Raw genomic sequence first — 22950 nt, 5'->3', positions numbered from 1 at the left:
GTCGAATCTAAGAAAAGGAGATATTAGTTTAACTAATATCTCCTTTATTTAAAGTGAGGTATGGTTCTATGACGATAACAATATGGACAGGTACAAGTGGTACAGGTAAAACGAATACTATGTTTGAAGAGATTTATAAGAAAACAAAAGATGATCCACTAGGATCTTCAATTTATATTATTACCCCAACTCAAAATACACTGACATATGAACAATTGATTGCCAGACAAGAAGATGGTATGGCTGGCGGAAGTATGCGTACAGGTGTCTACAGTTTTTCAAGATTGATGTGGCACGTATATAATGAGCTTGGCCAACCTACAAAAAACGTCTTGTCTGAAGCAGGACACATTATGCTGATTCATAAGCTGATGAATGATATAAAGGATAAGCTAAAGTACTATCATACTTCACAAGGCTACATAAAATTTTCTGAGAAAGTGTTAGATCAAATTACTGAATTTAAGGCCTATAACATAGAACCAAAACATCTCTTAGACTTAAAATTTTCAAAAGGCAGAACGACAGAAAAGTATGAGGACTTAGCAATTATTTATCAGCGTTGGCAAGAGGAAATTGAATCATATAAAGTTGAAGACTTAAATATGATTCCGCATTTTATTGAGAGTATAAAAGAAGCGAATAGTTTAAGAACACTTAAGGATGCTGTAATTTATATTGACGGTTTTCATAACTTTACAGAAAGTGAGTTTGCCCTTATTTATGCGCTTGAACAAGAGGTTGGGGAAATCAATCTATTATTAACTCACAGAAAGTCTGATGGATATCAAGGTTTAGTAGATATCGATTTGTTTAGAAAAACTGAAGCGGTAATCAGTCGATTGCAGGAATTGTTTGGGGAAAATTACTTGAACTTCAGACATTTTAATCAGGAGTTTTTGCGTGCAAAAAATTCTGGATTAAGTCAATTAGAATTATTTATAACAACGGGTCAACCGATGACAAATTATGATGGTATTACGATTACTGAGTCACCTTCACCAGAAGAGGAAATAAGAGAAGTCGCAAGAAATATAGAAACCCTAGTTAGAAACAATGAAGCGAGATATGCTGATATCGGTATTCTGTACCGTGATCAATCTTATGAAAATATTTTCAAGTCTATTTTTAAACAGTTTAATATTGCCTATCACATGGATATGGATCATTTTATGCATTGCAATCCTTTTACAGAATTGGTCATTGCCTTATTAGATTGCTATCAGAGTAGATTTCAAAGGTCTGCCTTTATCAATGTCTTAAAGACGGGCTATTTAAATAGAACGAAACATGATGAAATGCTTGTCATGCACCTTGAAAATATCATTATAGAACGTGGACTTACTGGCGGTGAGCTCTTTGACGATAAGCGTTTTACGATTGAATATAAACTGGGTATTGAAGGTGACATAGAGACTATAGATAATACAGAAGCTTTGAGTGAGATGATTCAATATAAGAATAGTAAACTTCACCAGTTACAACGGTTGTTCAATCAACTTGATCAAGGTGAGACTGCACAGGATTTTGTAGAAACGATTTACCAGTATATTGTAGATGAAGGCATTGAAGAGAAAGTTGCAAATGAAATAAAAGAATTAACGGATACCAATATTCGACTCGCTAATGAAACAGAGCAAGCCTATAATTTATTTATTCGATTATTGGATGATAGTTACACCGTTTTTAAAGATGAAAAAATTGAATTTAGCCTTTTTTACGATACTTTTACAGAAGGATTAAAACGAGCGACTTTCAATACACGACCAGCTGCTGTAGATCAGGTGATTATCGGGCTTCTAGATCTTGCTAAAGTTGAAAATAAAAAATATGTTTTTATAGTGGGTATGAATTACAACGTTATGCCACAAGAGTCTAGAAATACAGCCATCGTTACAGATGATGAAAAAGAAGTGCTGGAAGACAGAGGTATTATACTTTCTCCGAGTGCACGTACGCTTAGCCGTGATGAGAAATTTGTCTTTTACATGGGAATAAGTCAACCGACAAACCATCTCTTTATTAGTTGGTCGACGACTTTACAAAATAAAGAAGTGACTAAATTAAGTCCATTTGTCGAAGCATTTTTACCAATGGATGAAAGTCTGGTATTAAATTATAGCTATAGAAAGACTGCCCACTATGAACTTCATAATACACTAGGCTTAATTTCGAGTGTAAGAAGCATGGAGGCGCTCGAACACCATAAATTGAGAACCTTGATGACTTATGATTTAGAAGAATTTACAAGATTAGTTCGATTACCACAGTACAATAACTTCATAGGTGTCTATCATTTGCTGAAAAATAAAACAAATCATACGGTATTAAACCGTCTTAACCGAAACTTAACTTATTTAAATAGAGCTGAAGATATTAGAGAAGAAACGGCCATTAAATTATATGGTGATGAGATGAGAGCAAGTGTATCTAGATTCCAGTCCTATTTCTCGTGTCATTTCCAGCATTTCTCTAATTACGGAATGAAGCTGAATGTGAGACAAAATTATACTGTTAGACCACTAGAAATAGGGAACCTTTACCACAATGCATTAGAGCAAATTACAAAGCGTTTAGATATGACTTTAAAACATGACGATGAAGTGATTAAGAAAGCAGTAGTCAATTCGGTTGATAATGTTTTACGAACCATTTCTTACGGTATTTTTGAACGCTCAGAATATTTCTTATCGTTAAAAGAAAAAGCTATCTCTGCCATTACGACCACCTTGATGTTTATGAAGGATTTAGAGTATCTAGGCGATTATCAAATCAGCTTAATCGAAGCAACATTTGGAAAAAAATCAGATGATCTCGGGGAATTAGTCTTAGAAAGCGAAAACGGTAAAAAAATATACTTGAGAGGTAAAATCGACCGAGTTGATACCTACAATAATGCTTCAAATGTCTATGTTAATATCATTGACTATAAGTCTAGTGATCGGAAGTTGAAAAAAGAAGATGTGTTAAATGGTGTCGAGCTACAAATTATTACTTATATGTATGTCCTTATGAATCGTGCAAAAACTAAACTCGGTGGAGACATCGTACCTAATGCAATGATGTTCTACCATGTGAATGAACCTAAGGTGAGAGTGGACGATGAAGAAGAGGCATTGAAACTAAAACAGAATAAACTTAGACCAGATGGTTTATTTGTTATCGATGGTAATGATCTTAGCAGTAATACTGGTATGGATCATATGATAGAAGAAGAAAAACTCAGTGAGTATCTACCATTAAAATTAAAGAAAGATGGTAGTTTAGACAAAAATTCAGCGAAAAGAACAATGTCATCAGAGATGTTTGCACATTACTCTAACTTTGTAATGGAGCAATTTAAAACGGCAACTGATGAAATATATAGTGGGCGAACACTTGCGAATCCTCTTGAACATAACAATAGGTTACCTTGTGCTTTTTGTGATTTTAAAGCGGCTTGTCACATCGATAAATTAATCAATGAACATGATTACAGGAAAAATAAAATTACAGATGAAGATATTGAAGCGTTTGAAAGCGAGGTAAACAATGGTTAATTTTACTGACGCACAACTTGCTGCCATTGAGGCCACAGGCTCAGATATATTAGTATCCGCTGCAGCAGGTAGTGGTAAAACTGCAGTGCTTGTAGAACGTATTAAAAGAAATATTATCAGTGGAAATTACTCTATTGATGAGGTTTTTGTATCCACTTTTACCAATAAGAGTGCAAAAGACATGAAAGACAAAATCGAGCGCGCCTTGAGAGCAATCTATAATGAGACGAAGGATAAAAGAATTAATGAAGAAATCATTAAATTAAATGACGCGCATATATCAACCTTACACAGTTTTTGTTTGCATCTGATTCAAACGCACTATAATGCGATTGGATTACCACCTGATATGCGTACGCTTGGTCAAGTAGAAGCAGAAATAAAGCTAGACAGTGTAATCAGTGAAGTACTTGAGCAATTTTATACAGATAAGGATCAGGACTTTTTACATCTGGATCAATTTGTGTCGAGTCTAAAAGATAATACTGAGCTTCACAAATTGATTATACGGCTATATAATACCGCGATAGCGACTGAAGACCCTAAAGTATTTCTCGACAGTCTAAAGGATCAATATATAAACGATGACCGTCTAAATGAAATACTCGATGCGTATAAAGCAATTAATTATAGAAAATTAAAGAAATTGGATGAAGATTTAAGTCTGTTGAAAGTCGAGTATGACCATATTGAGCGACCTGAAGAATTAAAGGAAAAAGCGATTAAAGATGCTTATGATAATTTAGACATCATGCAAAAGAATGTTGTCAATGCGCTAGCTTTATTTCATGACAACGGACAATTTTCCTTAGCAGAAGTAAAGCTATCCAATGGTAGGAATGCATTTATCAAAGCGGCTAATGCACAAAATAATGATTTTATAGAAAAACATAATAAACCGGTTAATGATGCCTACCAAGAACTATATAACCTAAAAGCCTACAGCTTAAGTGATGTAAGGGAAGAATTATCACCTTTAAATGGCATGAATAATCAGCTTCTTAAAATAACAGAGTCCGTTATTGATAACTATAAAAGAAGAAAACAACAGGCAAGTGAAATGGACTTTAATGATTATGAACATTTTGCTTTAGATATCCTCCTTGCAAATGATGGTGAAGTGCAACAGGAGTATAGAGATAAGTTTAAAGAAGTAATGATTGATGAGTACCAGGACATCAACCGCGTGCAAGAAGCAATTATTCAACTCTTAAAATCTGGAGATGAAGCGAATGGCAACCTCTTTATGGTTGGGGATGTTAAACAGTCTATTTATCGTTTTAGGCAAGCTGCTCCTGATTTATTCATAGATAAAAGCCATCGTTTTAAAAAAGGCGAGGCTGGTCAACTCATCCAATTAAATCGAAATTTCAGGTCCCATCAAGAAGTACTCGATGTGACTAATCTCATATTTGAAAATATTATGGATGAGACAATCGGAGAAATTGATTATACCGATGAAGAGAAACTGATCAAGGGAACTGATGAAGTCGGGGATGAATCTAAGGTTGAAGTCCTACCCATCATCACGCCGAAGGAAACCACAGCAGATGAAGCGGATGAAATAGAGATTAAAGAATTAGTGGGTTTGGTCAACCGACTATACAATGACGGGGTGCCTTATGGTGATATCGTCATATTAAATCGCAACCGTTTTTCACCAGATAAAATCCGCTACGAATTTCAAAAGGCAGAAATACCAATTAGTGTTGATGTGAATAAAGGTTATTTTGAAACGTTTGAAATCATGACAATGAGAAGTATCTTGTCACTCTTAGATAATCCCTTACAAGACGATCATCTAATGGGTGTTTTAAGATTACCAATGTTTGGTTTTAATGAAGAAGCTCTGGCAAGAATACGCGCAAATTCTGATGAAAAGTATTTATACGAAGCCCTTTTAGAATTTAATGAAGATGAAGCAATCGTTCGAAGAATTGAAGATTTCTTAAGTACTTATGACGAATTAAAAGCACATTCTAAGTTTCTAAGTGTTTCGGAACTCATAGACGAAATATATTTTGAGTTAAATATTGTTGAGTTTTTCAGTGGTCTTCCTGGAGGGAAAACAAGACAGGCGAATCTAAATGGTTTAATCGAAAAAGCTTTGGAATTTGAAGCAATGAACAATTCAAACCTCTATCAATTTATTTCTTACATTGATTATTTAATCAAGGAAAATAAGGATTTTGGTGAAGAATCGCTAAGTGAAAGTGTAGATGATTCTGTTAGAGTCATGACAGTCCATAGTTCTAAAGGATTAGAGTTTAAACATGTTATATATGCTGATTTAAAACAGCAATACACAATGGACACAGTTTCTAAAGTTCTAGTGCATGCAAAGCTCGGTGTGGTCTTTAATCAATTTAAACCTGAACTGAACTTAACAAGTGATAGCATTCATGCTTTTGTCGCGAATGAGTATTTAAAATTAGAGCAACTTAGTGAAGAGCTTCGCTTAATATATGTAGCTTTAACACGTGCTGAGGAGAAACTCTACCTTCCGCTAGTGTATAAGGATGACATCAATTTCCTATATACTTTTGACCAGCTTAAAAAACCTTCAGTTGAAGTTCGCTCAAATCTTAAGTCTACTCAGGACTTCATTGCCCCGATTTTACTTGAAAGTCAACATGATGCAATTGAAATCAAGGAAGTAAGCGAGCAATCTGAAGCGAGCCAACACCCACATCAGTCCGCGGATTTAGATGATATAAAGGTGCTCGTTCCTGATATTAACCCTGAAGTCGCTGATCGCTTGTTTTACACTTATCCAAATCAACAAGACACTGAAATTGCAGCAAAGGAATCTGTGACTTCTATAAAGAGAAGAAATGAGACGATTCCGGATATGGCGACGGATGTTAGTCATAGGAATGAACCTTCTTTAAAAGTGCCGAACTTCTTAGCGTCTTCTGTAGAAGCACCAATCTTCGGTACAATTATGCATGAGATGATGATGAGAATTATGAATCAATGGCAGAGTTTAAGTGTAATGAATGAACAGGAAAAAGCGGGCTTTATAGATATTTTAATAGATAATTATGTTGTGAATTACGAGCAGTTAAGTGATTTACACATTAGTAAGCTTAAAGAAAATGCAGTGAGATTTTTTAACGATGACTATATGGTTAACTTGTTAAATCAGCAAATCGGGATATATACTGAGTTACCGTTTATTATGAATCAAGAAGCCATTATATATGGTGAACACGATTATCAATTGGTTCAAGGTATCATTGATTGTCTCTTAGTATTCGAAGATCATTACATCATTATTGACTATAAGACAGACAGGGTGAATGGTACACAGTTAAGCCCAGAAGACTTAAGAGATAGGTACAAGACACAAATGGACATCTATAAAAAATCTGCAGAAGTTGTTTTGAATAAACCTGTAGATGCGGTCCTATACTATTTTGATTATGGAGCGATTTCACTTGAAACATACAAATAACACAATTTACTTTACAGCGGGCATAGCGATTTTCTCACTATTTCTTTATAGCGGCTTGTACTTTATGTTGCCTTTAAATGATATCAATCCATTTGAGTACTTTTTCGGAGCAGATTTAAATATCTACAATATCATTAACATATTTACAGGCGGGTCAGTGATACCTTTAATCGCGCTTATTGTTGGATATATCTTAAGTAAATATCAAACTGTAGAAAAAAGGCAAATTGCTAAATACTTAGCGATCATTTTAGGCATTATTGGTCTATCATCTGTATTAATTTTTCCATTTGATAATATGCTATTTCTAGTATTAATGACTTTTGTTACATTGATTTTTGTCGGACGGCCATGGGTGATAACATTTGCAGCAGGTATTGCACTTTTCGCTGTACACTTACTTTTCAATGTCGTCTTGGAAATCATTAGAGGACTCAATTCAAATATTCAACACGTCTATTCTGGTATACAACAAGTTAATGAGTACATCAGCATCTATAGAAGTAGTGACTACTTGGCTATTATTAATCAAAACATAGATTATTTAACAGGTGATATAACAGGCACTATTATATTAATGTTGTTCATGATTTTACCGTGGCTTTTAATTGGTGTTGGACTACATCAACTTAGCCTAGAAACTTTTATGAAAGACAGCCCATACCTCAGTGGCGCAATGGTAATTGTATTGTTAACTGGAGGCATTTTGACAAAGCTCATTCAGATTTTACTCCTGGGTAATATTACTGGTGAGACGCTCGGTGAAGGGTTTGGAGGGCCAGTACTCGCCCTTGGCTACTTCTTATTACTAATGTATGCCGGTTCACATGTACCAAAGGCTATTTTCAAAGGATTTGTCAATTTAGGGCGACAGTCCTTAAGTGCCTATATTCTTTTCAATGTGTTGATGATGTTTATCTTCTTTGGATTTGGCTTAGCACTATACGGACAAATATCAGTGCAGGTACTGTTATTCATTGTCCTCGGCTTGTACTGCCTGCTACTGTTGCTCTTAAACTTTTTAAGTATTAGAAAGCTTAAATTAATAGAAGCAATTTTCAGATAAAAATATCGATTCACAAGAATAAATAAATATTTTTTGTTATACTGAATTAAACCAAACAAAGGAGCTTGTCCAATGAAATTTTTAACTTTTGAGTACAAAGAAAAGAATTATTACGGTGTTAAAGTAAAACGTGAAGATAGTGCATGGATTCTTCCGCTACTATTTGAGGATTTTAGTGATGTTAAAGATTATCCACGTACATTATTGGAAGGAATTACTGAATACCATACATTGGATTTCCAAGAATTAGTGAGAAAATTAGTCGAAAGTGCTGAAGTATCAGAGAATGCTGATCAATATAAAGCACCATTTGATGAAATTAATATATTAGCACCAGTTAAGCCACCAAATAATACAATTAGTTTCGGTCGTAATTTTAAAGAACATGCACAAGAGCTAAATAATGAAGTAGAATTATATGTATTTACTAAAGCGAACTCTAGCCTAGTCGGTGATGAAGCGACAATCTCATCATTTAGCGATATTACTTCAGAGTTAGACTATGAAGGTGAACTTGGTGTTGTGATTGGTAAATCAGGACGTAATATTGATCGCTCTATGGCTTATGACTACGTTTATGGTTATACAATTGTTAATGACATCTCTGCAAGAGACCTTCAAAAATCTCACAAGCAGGCTTTCTTATCTAAAAGTCTAGCAACACCGATGGGTCCATACATTGTTACTAAAGATGAAATTCCTAATGCAATGGATGCTCAAATCGTAACGAAAGTTAACGATGAGATTCGTCAGGATGGTAGTACAGCACTTATGGTTAGAAAAATTGACGACCTAATTAGTGAACTATCTAAATACGTTACTTTAGAACCTGGTGATGTTATTGCTACAGGTACACCAGCCGGTGTAGGGGCAGGAATGGACCCTAAAGGCTTTGTTAAATCTGGTGATACAGTACGTGTTTCTATCGATGGAATTGGAACATTAACGACACACATTGAATAATCATTCATGTTATAATATGCCATGGGTAAATTTTAAATAAGAGGTGGGCGAATTATGCTACATTTACACTTAACGGCCATTGTTATATCTGCTGTTTTGTTCCTTGTTGTCTTCTTCATGTATAAGGCAAACAATTCACCAGACAATAAGCCGGCAAAAATTTTGCACATGGTAGCTAGATTGTTTTATGTTATCGTAGTGATTTCAGGTCTAGTCGTTTACATTAGCAACATGGAAGGTATTTCTAATATGGACGGTCATATGCAGTACGGTATTAAAGTACTCCTAGGACTTCTATCTATTGGATTTATGGAAATGGCAATTGTTAGATTGAAGAAAAGTGCGACAGTATGGCCAATGGTTGCTGCTTTAATTCTCATTATTGCAACAGTTATTATGGGAGCGACATTACCACTAGGTATTTTAAGCTTCTAAAACTAAGCTGGGAACCGGTTGGTTTCCAGCTTTTTTAAATATTTTTATGAACAATTCGTGAAAGAAAGAAAATTTGAAGTGAACTTTAGTATACTTAGCACTATAAGATAAAAAGGTAGGATATTATATGAAAAGAATGATTGCACTCTTGTTTACTGCCTTCGCTTTGTTCTTTACGATGGTAAATCCATCGTCTGCTGAAGAACAAGCTGAAGAAAAAATCTATATGATTCCAGTCGACAGGTTCTTAAACAATGATAAATCAAATGATATCGGTGTTCATGAAGATCCTGATAATGACCAACCATTTGGTGGTGATTTCGTTGGTATAGAAGAACATTTAGAATACATAAAAGATATGGGCTTTAATACAATCATGTTATCTCCTGTTACAGAACGTGCTGAAGATGACTATTTGGGTTATGACGTCACTTCCTATGATAAGATTTCAGAAGCTTATGGTGGGGCGGAAGCATTTCAGGATTTTATAGATTCAGTACATAATCAGGATATGAAAATCGTTGTAGACATGCCAACGACAGCAACTGAGGACTATACAGCACTGGAAAATCCAGCATTCAATGACATTGAAACAGCATATTACGAAGACATCGACCGTGAAATCATTGATCTAAGTGATGCTGATAACCAGAGTCAATATAAAGATATGGTGCAAAACTTCGTTGATACTTATGATGTAGATGGTATTAGTATGTTCTTAAACCAAGATGGATTAAATGGAAATGATTTTCTTCCAGATAATATAGCTTCTTATGGCATTTTAACGATAGATGGCATGACAGCTGAAGGTTTCGATCACGTGTCTCATAATGAATTCAGATCAAGCATTGCGAATGCACTTGGTGGTGTTGATATTGAAATACCAGAGTTTCCAACTGACAATGAATTAGTACTTGCAGATCACTGGTTCTCAGAACGTTATACACATCATGCTGCAAGTCACAATATGTTCCCAGGAACGAGAGTTCAACAGTTAGCAAACTATCTGTATGCTTATCAAGGTGCAAGTGCCATGACTTATGGAACAGAAGTTGCATTTAATGGTGATTCTTACCCGGAAATTCACCCGCAGATGGACCTATGGACAGATAAAGAAGTTGTAGAATATTTAGAGAACATTAGTATGATATATGACAGACATCAGGTAATGGCTGCAGGTGAAACAGAGACCTTACTAAATGAAGCAGGGCAATATATTGTAAGATACAAAACAAACGATGTAGATTTCGTCTTTAATATGAATAATACTTCTGAAACTCAGAGTAACACTTTTGAGCAAACGGCGAGTGAAGATGGTAAAGTCTATAGCGGGATGTTAATAGGTGATATGATTCGCCCGCATGAAGGTGAATTTATTACAGTATTAGATAGAGAAGAAACTGAACTGTATTCAATCATCGAAGAGGCAGGTTTTAACAATGGATATCTTTATGCAAGTATTTTAATCTTCGGCTTATTTGCAATCTTTGTTTGGGTAGCAGCTTCACGCTCTAAGAAACGAAAAAATAGCAAATTTTAAAACGAATAGTTGTTAGACATTGACCTCGGTGACCAACCGAGGTCTTTTCGTATGGAAATGTTTAAAATTGTATCGAAACGGAAATATTATATAGTGGATATCAGATAAGTTATTTAGTCATCTTTTAACAAGAAATTATAAGGAGATGAGATTTTGACTATAAATGAAAAAGGATTTGTACTCAATGACAAGACGGTTTGGCCGTACGTTGGTCTAGGTACAATTGATTTAGTAGGAGATAAGGGAACGTTTGAAATTCTTAATGCACTAAATAGTGGTTTCCGTCTTCTCGATACTTCAACAAACTATAACAACGAAGGCATTGTTGGTGAAGCGGTTAGACGTTCTAGACTACACCGTGAAGAAATATTAGTGAGCTCAAAATTACCGGGTTCACACCACGACTACGATAAGGCGTTTATCTTTCTTCAAGAATCGTTGAGACGTGCTGGATTGGAATACTTTGATAAGTATTTAATTCATTGGCCAAATCCAGATGACGGCAAATACGTTGAAGCTTGGAAGGCGCTAGTAGATGCCCAAAAACAAGGTTTAATTAGAACCATTGGTGTATCTAACTTTGAACCGGATCACCTAGATGATATTATCAATGCAACGGGCGTGACTCCAGCTACAAATCAGGTGGAACGTCATCCTTATTTCAATAATAAACGCATGGTAGAAGAGAATAAAAAACGAGGCGTTTTAACAGAAGCATGGAGTCCATTTGGTAGAGGATATCTAAACGATGTACTTGAAAATGAAACAATCAAAGAAATTGCAGCTAAATATGATAAGACACCTGCTCAAATTATTATCAATTGGAACTACCAAGCGGGTGTCATGGCCATACCGAAATCAGCTGATCCAGAGCATCAGAAAGAGAATATAGAGGCGACTGATTTTGACCTAAGCCAAGAAGATATAGAAAAAATTGATGCGCTTGATAAAGGTGAGGATGGCCGTGTTGAAGGCCAAGACCCTTATGAATATCATGAGTATGTATAAACAAAGTCAAAGAAAAATATAGTAAAAAATATCCATCCACTTAGGATGGATATTTTTATTGAGCTTCATTTGCTTTAACAATCGCCTTATAACCGACCATATTAATGACGTCTTTTGGACTAGAGAACGGGGGAGAGTATGCTATTTCTATATTAATTAAGTCAAAGACACTTCCACCTAAACGTATATGTGTTGCAAGTACATCAATACGTTTATCGACACCTTCTGTACCGACAATGGCTGCTCTTAAAATCTGATGTGTATCTTTATGGAAGTAGACTCTGATATTAATAGGTTCAGCTGTAGACATGTAGCCTGACTTATTTTTTTGTTTTTGGTCGACAACTAGGTGAGGGAATTTCATGACTTCTTTTTCACTCAGGCCCGTTGATGCAATCGCATAGTCAAAAAATTTCACAATATTTGTCCCTAGTAAACCTTCGTGCCTTATATTCTCATCACCTGCGATTTGATTGGCAATTATATGTGCCAGGCGATGCGCTGGCCAAGCCAGTAATGATTGAACTTTCACATCTGGCACATGCTGGTAAACTGTTTCAATCACATCTCCAAGTGCATAGACATTGTCTAGGTTCGTTCGGCCACTTGAATCGATTGAGATCAGACCTTTATCAGTTAGATTTATGCCTGAACCTTTGAGGAATACTGTATTGGGCTGTGTACCTATACCGCTAATAATCAATGGCGCATGGATTTCTTCACCATTGTTAAGTGTCAAGGTTTCACCTTCGACACTTTTAATTTCAGCGTTAAGTCTGAGATCAATGTGGTGATCTTCCATAGCTTGGTGTATGACATGATTCATGTCAGCTTCAATCTTTTTATAAATTCTTTCATCATGTTGTAACATCGTTACCTTAATGCCACGTTCACTTAGGTTTTCCGTTACTTCGAGTCCGATATAACCTGAACCGACAAGGACGGCTTCTTTAATATTATATTTGTCAATGTAAGCCATGATAGCATCTAGGTCTTGTATCTTATGAAGTGGGAAACTTTGAGGTACATCTTTTAAGGCAGGTAGGACTTTCGGACTGCCACCCGGTGATAAGATTAAGTAGTCATAAATGACCGTCTTATAGTCATTATTATCTTTATCAAGTACGGTTAAAGTGTTGTTATCAGAATCAACTTTTGTGACTTCATGATTAATTAACACTTTGATATCTTTATCTAGAAATTTCTCCGGTGTCATGTTAATGAGGCTTTCCCTAGATTTTACCTCACCGCTAATGTGATAGGGCATTCCACATGCCCCGTAACTTATTTCGTTATTACGCTCATAAATTGTAATATCAGCATTTGGATCAAGTCGTCGGATTTGAGAGGCTACAGTGGCACCACCTGCGACCCCACCGACAACAGCAATTTTTACCATAACTTAGCGCCCGTCTTGAAAGTAGAATAAGGCGACGGTACCAGCGCCAGTATGAGAACTAATTGTCGGTCCGATACTAGAAATCTTAACTTCTGTTATATCTGTATTTTCTAGAATTTGTGCTTTTAATAACTCTGCATTTTCTTTGGCATCAGCATGAGTAATGTGAGCGAGTCCGGTTGCACGTTCATTTTTTACGAGTTCTGTCATACGTCTAAATACCTTTTTAAGTCCACGGTGTTTTTCAACAGGTACTAATTGACCGTTTTCTACGTGTAGAAGGGGTTTAATATTTAATAAGCCACCTAAAAATGCTGACCCTTTCGATAAACGTCCACCCTTGGCTAAGTAATTTAAGTCATCAACTGTAAACAAGTGTCTGATCATAGCGACATCTGTTTCAATATTTTTAATGATTTTATCTTTGTCGTCACCGTTTTTAATATAAGATGCTGCACGTTCGACTAGCATTCCGAGCCCATAGCTTGCAGCAGATGAATCAATCAATGTGATATCAGCTTCAGGATGTTGTTCTAGGATGTTATCACGTGCAATGACTGAACTTTGGAATGCCCCGGAAAGTTCACTTGAAAAGCCAAGGTATATGATTGGTGTACCTTCTTTTACATATGCCTCAAACAACTCAAAATAACTTTCGGGATTTGGTTGACTTGTTAATGGTCTTTTACCTTCCTTGATTGCTGTGATGACTTCATCACTAGTTATCTCGAGTTGGTCTAGGTAGCTTTTGTCGTCGAGTTGAATCTTCAAAGGGAGCACTTCAATGTCTAACTCCTTGGCACGTTCTAAGCTTAAATCTGAGCAACTATCAATAAATAATTTCATAGATAACCCTCCCTATGGTTTAAGACGGAGATCGAAAAATTCATTAAGGAAATGTCCAATACCGTCATTGTTATTGTTATATTCTGTAATATATTTAGACACATTTTTGATATCGTCGATACCATTCTTCATTGCGACACCATGTTCAACATACTGTAGCATTTCAGTGTCGTTGTCTTCATCTCCAAAAGCGATTGTTCTACTTTGTGGAATTCCCAAATACTCTCTGGCGTAATCCACACCAACCGCCTTATTAATACCTTTTTTGATTATTTCTAAGACAGGATAAGGCGCACCCCAGCGACGTTGTTCGATTACTTCAGCAAATAACTCATCTAGAGTCTTACGAATATGAGGCATTTCACTCTCTTCTGCCTGAACAAGAATAGAAGTAACGTCCTCTGTAACTGTATCTTGAAGTTCGCCAACACTTATTTTAGGGTTGCCCATGGTGAAGGCGTCGAATAGGACGCTATCGTGATAGTGGATATAAATATTATCTTTAATTTCAGCGACAATATTTTTAATATTTAATTCAGGAACTTTTTTAGCAATTTCTTTTGTAACTTCCTTATCCAATGTTTCATGCATGATTTGGAAGTCAAAATCTGTAGGATGGTGGACGAAAGCACCGTTAAAGTTTACAACAGGTGTCGTCATTTTTAATTCCTTATAGTAGGGTACACTGGCACGATACGGACGGCCAGTTGAAATCATTAGCTCATGGCCCTGTTGTTTCAACGTTGTCAGCACTTTCTTTGTGTAAGGACTGATATTCTTCTCATCAGTTAAAAGTGTGCCGTCTAAGTCTAAACAAACTAAATGCTTATCCATATAAATCTCCCTTTTGTCAGTATGTAAGAATAATGTTTCTTCTCAATAATAGCATTTATATTTATCGAATGTATAATTTTTGGTATAGTAAGTATTACATATACTAGGTGAGGAGTGATTATGTTGGATAAAGCAATGGAAGAAAGCATGTACGGTGCGCTAGAGAATGTCATTGACCCGGAACTCGGTATAGATATTGTAAACTTAGGCTTAGTTTATGGTGTAAATTTAGATGACGAAGGTACAGCAGGTGTTGAAATGACTTTAACTTCAATGGGTTGCCCAATGGGACCACAAATTATTGGTCAAGTTGAGCACGTACTTTCAGAACTACCTGAGGTAAATGATGTTCAAGTAGTCATCGTCTGGAATCCACCATGGGACAAAGACAAGATGAGTCGTTACGCTAAAATTGCACTTGGTGTAAGCTAATATAAATAATAAGCTATGAGAAGAATTATCTTCTCATAGCTTTTTTGTATTGTGGTGAATTTGGTTGTTAACCGATTGGATCCATTGAATTATTATGCCCAAATAAACTGATATAGGATTGAAAAAGCGCCTAAAGCAAAACAGTAGTAAACGAAGATAATCAAATTACCTTTTTCCATCACATTTTGTAACCATTTAACTGCAAAATATGTTGCGATAAGTGTAATAATAAAGGCAATTAAATATGCTAACCATAGTGTATCCATGTTAGGGTCGTTAACGATATCTCCAACGGATATTAAAGCTGTACCAAGAGATACTGGAATATAAAGAAGAAATGCAAATCTTAGTGCGTTTTTCTGGCTAAGACCAACTGCAATGGAACCAACAATTGTTGCACCACTGCGGCTAATTCCAGGTGTTAATGCTATACATTGAGATAGACCAACTATTATAGAATCTTTAATTGTCAGGTCTCCATCCCTCTTATCGCCTCTTTTATTTTTAATAAACCAAAGTGCAATACCTGTTACAAGCAGCATAAGTCCTACGAAGCCAACAGAAATATTATCACCGATCACATCTTTAAGCAGTAGCCCTGCAACACCAACTGGAATCGTCGCGATAATTAGGCAAATCGTATATTTAAAATCAGTAATTGCATCATCGTCTCTCGCGCCTTTAAATAAATATCTAAACAAATTATTGATGATACTAATGATATCATCTCGATAGATGAACAAGATTGCAATAAGGGAAGCCGTATTTAAAAATATTTCAAAAGAAAGACCTTGTGCTTCGATATTGAATAGCTCCCTGGCAATGACTAAATGACCACTAGATGATACGGGAATTGGTTCTGTAATGCCCTGTAATAAACCAAGAAAAGCATATTTGATAATAGTAATGATTTCCATGAGGTGATCCTCCTTAAAATGTACATCATTTAATATAAGACAAATTGTCTTAAATTGCTATCAATTACTTGATTTAATCTTCTTAAAGTGTATAATTAAGTTATGGTCAAATTTGGTCAAACACTTTAATTTATTGATTAGAGGTGGTTTAAATGGATATAAATAAGATGACAGTTAAAGTTCAACAAATCGTTGAACGTGCTCAAGGTCTGACAGTTGATCTTAAACTTCAGGCAATTGAGCTAGAGTCAATACTAAAAGCAATGCTATTGATTGAAGATAGCATGAGTGCTGACATTCTAGAAAGAGCAAACATCAACATTGATAATATAATTAAACGTTATGATGAAAAATTAGCAAAATACAATAAGGTAAGTGGCGATAATATAGAATATGGTGTCTATATGTCGCAAGGTTTTTCGCAGTTATATAATGAAGCAGAAAAACTTATGGTTGATATGAAAGATGATTATATCTCTCAGGAACACATATTTCTAGCAGCGCTAAAAATTGATGATATTTTAAGCAGTGCTGTAGGTAATAAGGATGAAGTTGTTAAAGAAATAGTGAAGAAAATAAGAGGGGGTAACCACGTGACGAGTCAAAATCCTGAAAATCAATATGAAGTATTAGAAAAATATGGGCGTGACCTTGTTGAAGAAGTCAGAAATGGTAAGGTAGATCCGGTCATTGGTCGTGATGAAGAAATCAGAGATACGATTCGAATTTTAAGTCGTAAGAGAAAAAATAATCCAGTACTAATTGGTGAACCTGGTGTGGGTAAAACGGCAATTGTCGAAGGACTTGCCCAAAGAATTGTACGTAAGGATGTTCCAGATAGTCTCTTAGATAAGACAGTTTTTGAACTCGATCTTACTTCACTAGTTGCGGGTGCGAAATTCCGTGGTGAGTTTGAAGAACGATTAAAAGCTGTGCTTAAAGAAATTAAGGAATCTGAAGGAAGAATTATTCTATTTATTGATGAAATCCACATGCTTGTTGGGGCTGGTAAAACTGATGGTGCAATGGATGCAGGCAATATGCTTAAGCCTATGCTTGCACGAGGTGAGCTACACTGTATTGGGGCAACAACAACAAACGAATATCGTGAGTATATCGAAAAAGACTCTGCCTTAGAAAGACGTTTCCAAAAGGTTCAAGTACCAGAGCCTGATGTAGAGGATACTATTTCAATTCTGCGCGGTCTAAAAGAGCGCTATGAAGTGCACCACGGTGTAAGAATTACAGACCGTGCCCTTGTTGCAGCTGCAGAACTATCAGACCGTTATATTACAGATCGCTTCTTACCAGATAAGGCAATTGACCTCATGGACCAAGCGAGTGCGACGATACGAACAGAGATGGGATCGAACCCAACTGAACTTGATCAGATTAATCGTAAGGTAATGCAACTTGAAATCGAGGAACAAGCTTTAAAAGGAGAAGATGACCAAGTTTCACAAGCGCGTCTATCCGAACTCCAAAAAGAATTAGCGGATATGAAAGAGAGCCAGTCTACACTTCAAAACAAAGTTGAGAAAGAAAAAGAACAAATTCAAAGAGTGAATGACAAACGAGCTGAAGTTGACAAAGTACGTCAGGAATTAGAAGACGCAGAGAACAATTATGAGCTTGAACGTGCGGCAGAACTTAGACATGGTAAATTACCACAGTTAGAAAAAGCACTCGAAGAATATGAAAAAGAAATGCAACAAGAAGAATCATCTGACAATAGAATTATTAGAGAAGTTGTGACCGAAGAGGAAATTGGTTTTATCGTGAGCCAATGGACAGGTATTCCGGTTACAAAACTTGTTGAAACTGAAAAGGAAAAACTCTTGAAATTATCGGACATTCTTCATGAACGTGTCGTCGGTCAAGATGAAGCTGTCGATTTAGTTGCTGACGCAGTAATTAGAGCAAGAGCGGGTATTAAAGATCCGAATCGTCCAATCGGGAGCTTCCTATTTTTAGGACCTACGGGTGTCGGTAAAACTGAACTCGCTAAAGCCTTAGCCTCAACAATGTTTGACTCTGAGAAACATATGATCAGAATCGATATGTCTGAGTACATGGAAAAACATTCTGTTTCAAGATTAATCGGTGCACCTCCAGGCTATGTTGGTCATGAAGAGGGTGGACAATTAACTGAAGCGGTTAGACGTCAGCCTTATTCAGTTATCCTCTTAGATGAAGTAGAAAAAGCGCATGCTGATGTCTTTAATATCTTACTTCAACTTTTAGATGAGGGTCGTCTAACAGATTCTAAGGGGCGTATCATTAACTTTAAAAATACTATCATTATTATGACTTCAAATATCGGTTCCCAACATCTACTAGATACAGTTGTACAAGGTGGGGAGTTAACAGATCAAACAAGAGAGATTGTCATGTCAGAAGTGCATAAATACTTTAAACCTGAAATCATCAACCGTATGGATGATATTGTCATGTTCAGTCCATTAACTGAGAAAGACATGGGTGCCATTGTTGACCGTATGATTAGTGATTTAAATACACGCTTAAGAAATCAACACATGGAAATTGAAGTATCTGATGCAGTAAAAACTTGGGTAGCAAAAAGCTCTTATGAACCACAATTTGGTGCACGTCCAATGAAACGGTTTATCCAAAGAAATATTGAAACACCGCTTGCACGTAAGTTGATTGAAGCGGATATGTCAGAGGGGTTAAGAATAAAAGCTGACATAAAAGATGATGAATTAGTATTTAATATCGAAGAAGAATAATTTTATAAAAAACTGGACCATAGATTTTATAATCAATGGTCCAGTTTTTTACTTATTAATGTTTTGTGTCAGCAATCGCTCGGTCAAGTTCACTGACATACTGTTCATACTGACTGTCAGTCCAACTAAAGGTATCAGATAGAAGCTTTTCAATGCCTTGACGATATTGCATGACTTCTTCAATTGCAAAGTACAACTTACCACTACGACGAATGAGAAAATCTGTCGGTTTAACAACCATTTCATGCAGAATACTGTATATTACTTCTGCGTAGAGGGCTTTTGGTAAGCCGTACTTTTCTTCTGAGTCGTTAGTAATACCTGCGTATTGATATACCGTTTCTGCATTAGAACCGTACTTAAGTGCAAGCATATGGCCTTCTTCTAAAGTGAGTCCATAGCTTTGTGCTTTTCGACTAATATTGTCTGCAAAGTTATGATAACCGATTGAGCCACCAACGTCTCCACCTGATATCGGTTCATTTTTAGTAGACACTTTAGCAATGTGCATCTTATAATTTTTCTTCAAATAAAGTGATACTTCATCAACAATTTCTTCAGCCATGTGACGATAGCCTGTTAATTTGCCACCAGCAATGGTTATCAAGCCACTATTATTGTGCCAAATCTCATCTTTTCTTGAAATATCTGATGCATTCTTACTTGATGATGATTGTATAAGAGGGCGAATACCTGCCCAAGATGATTCGATGTGATCATGTGTTAGGTTGAGTGAAGGGAACATAAAGTTGATGGCTTCAATTAGATAAGCCTTATCTTTAGCATCAGCAACAGGATTCTTCTTATCATCCGTATAAAAAGTATCCGTTGTACCTACATAGGTTTTACCGGATCTTGGGATGGCAAAGATCATTCTGCCATCACTTTCTGTATCAAAGTAGACTGCTTGTGTGAGCGGGAAATCCTCTTGTTTAAAAACGAGGTGTACCCCCTTGGTGTGCACGAGATGTTTTTTTGAAACAGGTTCATCCTTATCATATGCTCTCACTTCATCAACCCATGGACCAGCAGCATTAACGACAGCTTTGGCAAGTATATTATGTGTGATACCGCTTAATTGATCGGTCGTTTTTAATCCTTTAATTGTTTCTTTTTCATAGATGAAGCCATCTGCTTTAAGGTAATTCACTAAATCTGCACCATACTGAGCTGCTTTTTTCATCACTTCTATAGTAAGTCTTGAGTCATCAGTTTTATATTCAACATAATAGCCACCACCTTGGAGGGCCTTCTTATTAATATTTGGGACACGTTCTAAAACTTCCTTTTTAGAAAGCATATGACGACGCTCATTTTTTTCTACTTTAGCTAAAGAATCATAAACCTTTAGCCCTATGTTAGTTGTAAATTCACCAAAAGTACCACCTTTTCTAAAAGGGAGTAGCATCCATTCCGGCGTGGTAACATGTGGGCCATTTTCATAGACGATTGCTCTTTCTCTACCAGTCTCTTTAACAACACCAATCTGAAGTTGTTTTAAATATCTTAAACCACCATGAATAAGTTTCGTGCTTCGGCTCGATGTACCTTCAGAGAAGTCTTGCATTTCGACTAAGGCAACTTTTAAACCGCGCATTGTTGCATCCAAAGCAATACCAGCACCAGTGATACCACCACCGATGATGAGTAAATCATATTCTGTTTTAGACATGTGCTCAATTTGGTGTGCTCTTGTCAGTGCGTTTAACATTGTTTCCCTCCTACTAGTTATGTTTAGTTGGTTTTGAACATTTGAGTTGCTTTAATGGCAGTTTGCCAACCACTGTACAATTGATTTCTCTTATTTTCTTCCATCTTCGCTTCAAAAACTGATTCAGTTTCACTGAGCTCCCTCAGTTTTTCTTGGGATTCAAAAAATCCTGAGGCAAGACCCGCAAGATAAGCAGCACCTAAGGCAGTGGATTCCACAATTTTTGGACGTTCAACCGTCGTATTTAAAATGTCAGCTTGGAACTGCATTAAGAAATTGTTGGCACTTGCACCGCCGTCCACTCTTAAACGATCAATTTTAGTTGCCCCATCAACTTGCATCGCATCAAGGACATCTTTAGTTTGATATGCAACAGCCTCTAGGGTTGCTCGGCTAATATGTGCCTTGGTCGAGCCTCTACTTAAACCAAATATCGCACCTCTTGCCTCTGCGTCCCAGTACGGTGCACCGAGTCCGGTGAATGATGGAACAACGTAGACACCATCAGAAGAGTCAAGTGTCATTGCATAATCTTCACTCTCTTTAGAGTCATGAAAAAATTCTAAACTATCTCTTAGCCATTGAATTGCACTACCTGCAACAAAGATTGAACCTTCAAGTGCATAGGTGATTTTACCATCGACACCAGCTGCAATAGTTGTAAGTAGTCCATTGTCACTCGTTGTCGGTTCCTCACCTGTATTTAATAAAAGGAAACATCCAGTGCCGTAGGTATTTTTCGCTTCACCTTTGTCAAAACAAGTTTGACCGAATAGGGCGGCTTGTTGGTCACCGGCAATACCAGAGATTGGCACCTCATGACCAAAGAAATGAGATCTCGTTGTATGACCATAAATTTCACTAGAAGATTTTACTTCTGGTAACATTGATTTCGGTACATTAAGTATCGATAAAAGCTCATCATCCCATTGTAGATTATATATATTGTACAAGAGCGTCCGGCTTGCATTAGTGTAATCTGTGACGTGAATATTTCCCTCAGTGAATTTCCAAATTAACCAACTATCAATCGTCCCAAATAATAAATCTCCGTTTTCAGCTTTTTTTCTTGCACCCTCGACATTGTCGAGGATCCATTTTATCTTTGTACCGGAGAAATAAGGATCTATTAATAGACCAGTTTTGTCTTTAATTAATTTTTCATAACCATCGTGCTTTAAGGTGTTACAAATATCCGTTGTTTGTCTTGATTGCCAAACGATCGCATTATATATCGGTAAACCTGTGTGTTTATCCCATACGACAGTTGTTTCTCTTTGGTTTGTAATTCCAATTGAGTCAATCTCATCTGCACCTACATTGTGTTCAATGAGTACACTGCTGATTACGCTTAGGACTGAACTCCAGATTTCATTTGCATTATGTTCGACCCAACCAGAGTGAGGGAAAATCTGTTTGAATTCCCTTTGACTTGAGGCGATGATTTTACCTTGTTGATTGATGAGGACCGCTCTTGTACTCGTCGTACCCTGATCGATTGACATCACATATTTATTCATAGGTTTCCTCCTAATACAAAAAATACTTTTAATATGTGTATACCCAGAAATAAAATGCATAAAAAAACCAGATTTCATGAAGAAATCCGGTTTAATTCTCGTTTCCTGATTGAGTGTCTCTTGACATCTTAGTCAGAATATCTAAAACGAATACAGTTAATGTAATGATCACTGCTAAAATAACACCAATCCAGAAGTTTAATGGACCACCGCCAGCGAGACTGTTAAGTATAAAGTTTACCATCTGAGTAAGTAAAAATGCCCAGAAAAAAGTAATGATGTATCTCATCGTCGAAAAGCCTCCGATAACTCATATTTATAGTATTTATTTTACATGAAAAGTAAAACAAAGTATAGTAGTAAAAATTATTTCTTGAAAACGCTTGCAAAATAGAACGATGTTTTCTAGAATTGGGATAAGTCATTTATACATAACTGCATAATAATAAATTCTGTACAGAAAGTTGTAAATTTTAAGAAAATTTATATTGTCATTTTGTGACAGAATATATACAATAGCTCATATGAAAGAT

The 22950-nt window shown here is 36.2% G+C and carries 16 protein-coding genes; 9 read left to right on the top strand and 7 right to left on the bottom strand.

Annotated elements, in window-relative coordinates:
• The first annotated feature begins 68 nt into the window (after positions 1-68).
• From EYB29_RS10535 to EYB29_RS10505, 7 genes are all read left to right on the top strand, one after another.
• Positions 69-3539 carry a PD-(D/E)XK nuclease family protein gene (locus tag EYB29_RS10535; protein WP_166627220.1) on the top strand — a complete coding sequence of 1157 codons (3471 nt, stop codon included), beginning with the start codon at positions 69-71 and terminating at the stop codon, positions 3537-3539.
• A complete protein-coding gene (gene addA, locus EYB29_RS10530; RefSeq protein ID WP_166627219.1) occupies positions 3532-6996 on the top strand; it encodes a helicase-exonuclease AddAB subunit AddA in 3465 nt (1154 codons plus the stop codon). The genes EYB29_RS10535 and addA overlap by 8 nt, the downstream gene beginning before the upstream one ends.
• Positions 6980-8062: a DUF418 domain-containing protein gene (locus tag EYB29_RS10525; RefSeq protein ID WP_166627218.1), complete on the top strand. Its 1083-nt coding sequence runs from the start codon at positions 6980-6982 to the stop codon at positions 8060-8062. The genes addA and EYB29_RS10525 overlap by 17 nt, the downstream gene beginning before the upstream one ends.
• A gap of 72 nt (positions 8063-8134) precedes the next feature.
• Positions 8135-9025 carry a fumarylacetoacetate hydrolase family protein gene (locus tag EYB29_RS10520; RefSeq protein WP_026867391.1) on the top strand — a complete coding sequence of 297 codons (891 nt, stop codon included), beginning with the start codon at positions 8135-8137 and terminating at the stop codon, positions 9023-9025.
• Between the two features lie 54 nt (positions 9026-9079).
• Positions 9080-9460, top strand: a complete 381-nt coding sequence (locus EYB29_RS10515) for a DUF1516 family protein (protein ID WP_166627217.1) — start codon at positions 9080-9082, stop codon at positions 9458-9460.
• A 127-nt stretch (positions 9461-9587) separates the two neighbouring features.
• Positions 9588-11000 (top strand): alpha-amylase family glycosyl hydrolase, encoded by a 1413-nt coding sequence (locus EYB29_RS10510; RefSeq protein ID WP_166627216.1) that lies wholly within the window; start codon positions 9588-9590, stop codon positions 10998-11000.
• Between the two features lie 153 nt (positions 11001-11153).
• A complete protein-coding gene (locus EYB29_RS10505; RefSeq protein ID WP_166627215.1) occupies positions 11154-12008 on the top strand; it encodes an aldo/keto reductase in 855 nt (284 codons plus the stop codon).
• A gap of 55 nt (positions 12009-12063) precedes the next feature.
• Here EYB29_RS10505 and EYB29_RS10500 read toward each other — a convergent pair whose 3' ends face one another.
• From EYB29_RS10500 to EYB29_RS10490, 3 genes are read right to left on the bottom strand one after another with little or no spacing between them, the layout of a single operon-like run.
• Positions 12064-13407: a CoA-disulfide reductase gene (locus tag EYB29_RS10500; protein WP_166627214.1), complete on the bottom strand. Its 1344-nt coding sequence runs from the start codon at positions 13405-13407 to the stop codon at positions 12064-12066.
• Between the two features lie 3 nt (positions 13408-13410).
• Positions 13411-14253, bottom strand: coding sequence for a DegV family protein (locus EYB29_RS10495; RefSeq protein ID WP_026867396.1), 843 nt, complete (start codon positions 14251-14253; stop codon positions 13411-13413).
• Positions 14254-14265: 12 nt separating this feature from the next.
• Positions 14266-15087, bottom strand: a complete 822-nt coding sequence (locus EYB29_RS10490) for a Cof-type HAD-IIB family hydrolase (protein ID WP_166627213.1) — start codon at positions 15085-15087, stop codon at positions 14266-14268.
• A gap of 135 nt (positions 15088-15222) precedes the next feature.
• On the opposite strand from EYB29_RS10490, the gene EYB29_RS10485 reads away from it, so the two are divergent.
• Positions 15223-15519, top strand: coding sequence for a metal-sulfur cluster assembly factor (locus EYB29_RS10485; RefSeq protein ID WP_371807504.1), 297 nt, complete (start codon positions 15223-15225; stop codon positions 15517-15519).
• Between the two features lie 92 nt (positions 15520-15611).
• Here EYB29_RS10485 and EYB29_RS10480 read toward each other — a convergent pair whose 3' ends face one another.
• Positions 15612-16436: an undecaprenyl-diphosphate phosphatase gene (locus tag EYB29_RS10480; protein WP_026867399.1), complete on the bottom strand. Its 825-nt coding sequence runs from the start codon at positions 16434-16436 to the stop codon at positions 15612-15614.
• 152 nt (positions 16437-16588) lie between these two features.
• Between EYB29_RS10480 and clpB the strand changes: the two genes are divergently transcribed.
• On the top strand, positions 16589-19186 hold the full coding sequence (clpB, locus tag EYB29_RS10475; RefSeq protein WP_166627212.1) for an ATP-dependent chaperone ClpB: 2598 nt from the start codon (positions 16589-16591) through the stop codon (positions 19184-19186).
• A gap of 55 nt (positions 19187-19241) precedes the next feature.
• On the opposite strand, the gene EYB29_RS10470 is transcribed toward clpB, so the two are convergent.
• The 3 genes from EYB29_RS10470 to EYB29_RS10460 all read right to left on the bottom strand — a co-directional run bounded on the left by EYB29_RS10470 (position 19242) and on the right by EYB29_RS10460 (position 22706).
• Positions 19242-20897 carry a glycerol-3-phosphate dehydrogenase/oxidase gene (locus tag EYB29_RS10470; protein WP_166627211.1) on the bottom strand — a complete coding sequence of 552 codons (1656 nt, stop codon included), beginning with the start codon at positions 20895-20897 and terminating at the stop codon, positions 19242-19244.
• A gap of 23 nt (positions 20898-20920) precedes the next feature.
• Positions 20921-22417 carry a glycerol kinase GlpK gene (gene glpK, locus EYB29_RS10465; RefSeq protein ID WP_166627210.1) on the bottom strand — a complete coding sequence of 499 codons (1497 nt, stop codon included), beginning with the start codon at positions 22415-22417 and terminating at the stop codon, positions 20921-20923.
• Between the two features lie 91 nt (positions 22418-22508).
• On the bottom strand, positions 22509-22706 hold the full coding sequence (locus EYB29_RS10460; protein ID WP_026867403.1) for a YjzD family protein: 198 nt from the start codon (positions 22704-22706) through the stop codon (positions 22509-22511).
• Between the last annotated feature and the right edge of the window lie 244 nt (positions 22707-22950).

Source organism: Jeotgalicoccus sp. S0W5, assembly GCF_011634875.1.
In the GTDB taxonomy this organism is placed as follows: Bacteria; Bacillota; Bacilli; order Staphylococcales; family Salinicoccaceae; genus Jeotgalicoccus; species Jeotgalicoccus marinus.
Note: the sequence above shows the minus strand (reverse complement) of the source record. Positions and strands in the feature narration are given on the sequence as shown.

Excerpts from the sequence above, each read along its gene's own strand:
- EYB29_RS10535 (WP_166627220.1), top strand. The coding sequence starts at position 69 with ATGACGATAACAATATGGACAGGTACAAGTGGTACAGGTAAAACGAAT.
- addA (WP_166627219.1), top strand. The coding sequence starts at position 3,532 with ATGGTTAATTTTACTGACGCACAACTTGCTGCCATTGAGGCCACAGGC.
- EYB29_RS10520 (WP_026867391.1), top strand. The coding sequence starts at position 8,135 with ATGAAATTTTTAACTTTTGAGTACAAAGAAAAGAATTATTACGGTGTT.
- EYB29_RS10515 (WP_166627217.1), top strand. The coding sequence starts at position 9,080 with ATGCTACATTTACACTTAACGGCCATTGTTATATCTGCTGTTTTGTTC.
- EYB29_RS10510 (WP_166627216.1), top strand. The coding sequence starts at position 9,588 with ATGAAAAGAATGATTGCACTCTTGTTTACTGCCTTCGCTTTGTTCTTT.
- EYB29_RS10500 (WP_166627214.1), bottom strand. The coding sequence starts at position 13,407 with ATGGTAAAAATTGCTGTTGTCGGTGGGGTCGCAGGTGGTGCCACTGTA.
- EYB29_RS10495 (WP_026867396.1), bottom strand. The coding sequence starts at position 14,253 with ATGAAATTATTTATTGATAGTTGCTCAGATTTAAGCTTAGAACGTGCC.
- EYB29_RS10490 (WP_166627213.1), bottom strand. The coding sequence starts at position 15,087 with ATGGATAAGCATTTAGTTTGTTTAGACTTAGACGGCACACTTTTAACT.
- EYB29_RS10485 (WP_371807504.1), top strand. The coding sequence starts at position 15,223 with ATGGAAGAAAGCATGTACGGTGCGCTAGAGAATGTCATTGACCCGGAA.
- EYB29_RS10480 (WP_026867399.1), bottom strand. The coding sequence starts at position 16,436 with ATGGAAATCATTACTATTATCAAATATGCTTTTCTTGGTTTATTACAG.
- clpB (WP_166627212.1), top strand. The coding sequence starts at position 16,589 with ATGGATATAAATAAGATGACAGTTAAAGTTCAACAAATCGTTGAACGT.
- EYB29_RS10470 (WP_166627211.1), bottom strand. The coding sequence starts at position 20,897 with ATGTTAAACGCACTGACAAGAGCACACCAAATTGAGCACATGTCTAAA.
- glpK (WP_166627210.1), bottom strand. The coding sequence starts at position 22,417 with ATGAATAAATATGTGATGTCAATCGATCAGGGTACGACGAGTACAAGA.
- EYB29_RS10460 (WP_026867403.1), bottom strand. The coding sequence starts at position 22,706 with ATGAGATACATCATTACTTTTTTCTGGGCATTTTTACTTACTCAGATG.